The sequence below is a fragment of the Ralstonia sp. TCR112 genome, from assembly GCF_007997035.1.
GTDB classification, from domain to species: Bacteria; Pseudomonadota; Gammaproteobacteria; order Burkholderiales; family Burkholderiaceae; genus Ralstonia; species Ralstonia edaphi.
The window spans coordinates 1-3112 of the sequence record NZ_VOSS01000102.1 but is presented as its reverse complement, the minus strand read 5'-3'; the positions used below and the strand labels follow the sequence as shown (position 1 = coordinate 3112).

3 protein-coding genes are annotated in these 3112 nt (G+C 64.7%); all 3 read left to right on the top strand.

The features are described 5' to 3' along the window. Positions 1-100: 100 nt before the first annotated feature. Positions 101-1441, top strand: a complete 1341-nt coding sequence (locus tag FUT88_RS22140; RefSeq protein WP_147218408.1) for an MFS transporter — start codon at positions 101-103, stop codon at positions 1439-1441. Then, complete coding sequence (gene hpaI, locus FUT88_RS22135) at positions 1410-2213, top strand: 4-hydroxy-2-oxoheptanedioate aldolase (protein WP_147218406.1); 804 nt, start codon at positions 1410-1412, stop codon at positions 2211-2213. The genes FUT88_RS22140 and hpaI overlap by 32 nt, the downstream gene beginning before the upstream one ends. Before the next feature lie 30 nt (positions 2214-2243). Then, a partial coding sequence (locus FUT88_RS22130; protein WP_147218404.1) for an isocitrate/isopropylmalate family dehydrogenase occupies positions 2244-3112 on the top strand: 869 nt, incomplete at its 3' end.

Genomic DNA, 3112 nt, shown 5'->3' with positions numbered 1-3112 from the left:
GTCTTGGCGACCATGAATTCGTGCCCTGGCACATGGGCATCGTGAGTTAGCGCCTCGACTCGAAGGCACGCATCACCTATTACAAAACAGGAGACAAACCATGCAGGACACGTCACAGGGCGGCCCTCGCTCGAAAGTGCGCTGGGTCGTCGCCGGCCTCATGTGGGCGGCGATTGCCATCAACTACATCGACCGTACCGTGCTGTCGGCGGCCGCGCCGCACATCCAGAAGGAATTCCACCTGAGCGCCGTGGAAATGGGCGTCGTCATGTCGGCGTTCTTCTGGTCGTATGCGCTGCTGCAGTTGCCGGCGGGCATTCTGGCCGACCGCTTCGGGCAGAAGAAGGTGCTCGGCTTTGCGGTGCTGTGGTGGTCCGTTGCGACGGCGTTGACGGGCCTGGCAAACGGCTTCAAGTCGCTGGTGGGCCTGCGTGTGGCGCTGGGCATCGGTGAGGCGGGTGCGTACCCCAGCAGCGCGGGCATCACGGGGCGCTGGTTTCCAAAACAGGAACGCGCCACGGTGGCGGCCATTTTCGATAGCGGCTCGAAGCTGGGCAGCGCTGTCGCGTTGCCGCTCATCGCATGGCTGTTGGTGATGTTTGATTGGAAGATCACCTTTGCCGTGACGGGCGGGCTGGGCATCGTGTGGGCAGTGGTGTGGTGGGCGGTGTTCAAGGAAACGCCGGAAGAACACAAGGGCGTGAACGCCGCTGAGCTGGCCCACATCCAACGCGGCCTGCCGGCAGCCCGTAGCAAGGATGAACCCAAGGTGCCCTGGACGAAGCTGCTGACGCACCGGAACATCTGGGCGATGTGCATCGGCTTCTTCATGATCAACTACAACTCGTACTTCTTCATCACGTGGCTGCCGACGTACCTCGTCAAGGAGCGTGGCATGGGCCTGATGCAGATGGGCCTCATGGCGTCGCTGCCGCTGTTCGTGTCGATGTTCGTGGAGGTGTTCGCGGGCTGGGCGTCGGACCGTGTGTATGCCTCCGGCAAGCTTTCGCTCACGGCCACGCGCAAGCTGTTCCTCATCATCGGCCTGGTGATGGCGTCGAGCATCGGGCTGGCGGCGTTCGCACAATCGGCCGTCGTGGCGGTCATCCTGCTGTGCATCGCGAAGTCAGGCACGACCGTGGCGGCATCGCAGGTGTGGGCATTACCGGCCGATGTGGCACCGGGCAACAACGTGTCGATGGTGGCGGGCCTGCAGAACAGCGTGTCGAACATGGGCGGTGTGGTCGGCCCGATCGTCACCGGCGCCATCGTGGGTGCCACGGGCTCGTTCATTCCGGCGCTGGTGTTCTCCGCCGCGCTGATCGGCCTGGCGATCCTGAATTACCTCTTCCTGCTCGGCAAGGTGGAACCCATCAGCTTCGAGCCCACTTCTGAAACCCTCCATTCGCATGACCCACGCAATGCAAACGTCCGCGCTTGAGCGCCCGAACAGCTTCAAGGCCGCGCTGGCCGCCAGGCAACGCCAGATCGGCTTCTGGCTGGCGATGAGCGATCCGTACCTGGCCGAGGTGAGCGCCACCGCCGGCTTCGACTGGTTGCTGATCGACAGCGAGCACGCCCCGAACGACGTGCGCACGATTCTCGCGCAGCTGCAGGCCGTGGCGCCGTACCGTGCCGAGCCCATCGTCCGGCCCTACAACGGCGATCCATCGCTCATCAAGCGCTTGCTCGACATCGGCGCCCGCACGCTGCTCGTGCCGATGGTCGATACGGCGGAAGAGGCGCGCGAGCTGGTGCGCGCGGTGCGCTATCCCCCGCACGGCATTCGTGGCGTGGGCAGTGCCGTGGGCCGCGCATCGCGCTGGAGCGCCCGCACCGATTACCTGCAGGTTGCTGATGACGAAGCCTGCCTGCTCGTCCAGGCGGAGACCGTCACCGCGCTGCAAAACCTCGAAGCCATCTGCGATGTGGACGGCGTGGATGGCGTGTTCATCGGCCCGGCGGATCTGGCTGCATCGATGGGCCACCGTGGCAACGCCGGCCACCCCGACGTGCAGGCGGCCATCGACAACGCCGTGCGCACGATTGTTGCGTCGGGCAAGGCCGCCGGCACGTTGACGTCCGACGCGGCGCTCGCGCGTCACTATCTGGAGTTGGGCTGCACCTTCGTCGCCACGGGCGTTGATATCCTGATGTTCGCCAACGGCGCCCGGAAGCTCGCCCGCGAGTTCATCGCGCCGCAGGGTGCCTGATTCTTCCTCTTCTTTTTTACCGGATCTGACATGACCCGCAAGACCTACCGGATCGCCGTGATCCCCGGCGACGGCATCGGCCGCGAAGTGATGCCCGAGGGCCTGCGCGTGCTGGAAGCCGCCGCGCGCCGTTTCGGCATCAACCTCGAAACCCAGCACATCGACTGGGCCAGCTGCGACTACTACCAGCAGCACGGCACGATGATGCCCGACGACTGGAAGCAGCAACTGCAAGGCATGGACGCCATCTTGTTCGGCGCGGTCGGCTGGCCGGCCACGGTGCCCGATCACGTTTCGCTGTGGGGCTCGCTGCTCAAATTCCGCCGCGAGTTCGATCAGTACATCAACCTACGCCCCGTGCGTTTGTTTGAGGGCGTGCCGTGCCCGCTCGCCAACCGCAAGCCCGGTGACATCGATTACTACGTCGTGCGCGAGAACACCGAAGGCGAATACACATCGCTCGGCGGCATCATGTACGAAGGCACCGACCGCGAAATCGTGATCCAGGAATCGGTTTACTCGCGCAAGGGTGCAGAGCGGCTGCTCAAGTTCGCCTTCGACCTTGCACAAAGCCGCGAGCGCAAGCACGTGACGCTGGCCACCAAGAGCAACGGCATCGCCATCAGCATGCCGTGGTGGGACAAGCGCGCGGATGAAGTCGCGCAGCAATATCCCGACGTCACGCTCGACAAGCAGCACATCGACATCCTGACCGCGCGCTTCGTGCTGCAGCCGGGTCGCTTCGATGTGGTGGCCGCTACCAACCTGTTCGGTGACATCCTGTCCGATCTTGGGCCCGCGACGACGGGCACGATCGGCCTGGCGCCTTCGGCCAACCTGAACCCCGATCGCACCTTCCCGTCGCTGTTCGAGCCGGTGCACGGCTCGGCGCCGGACAT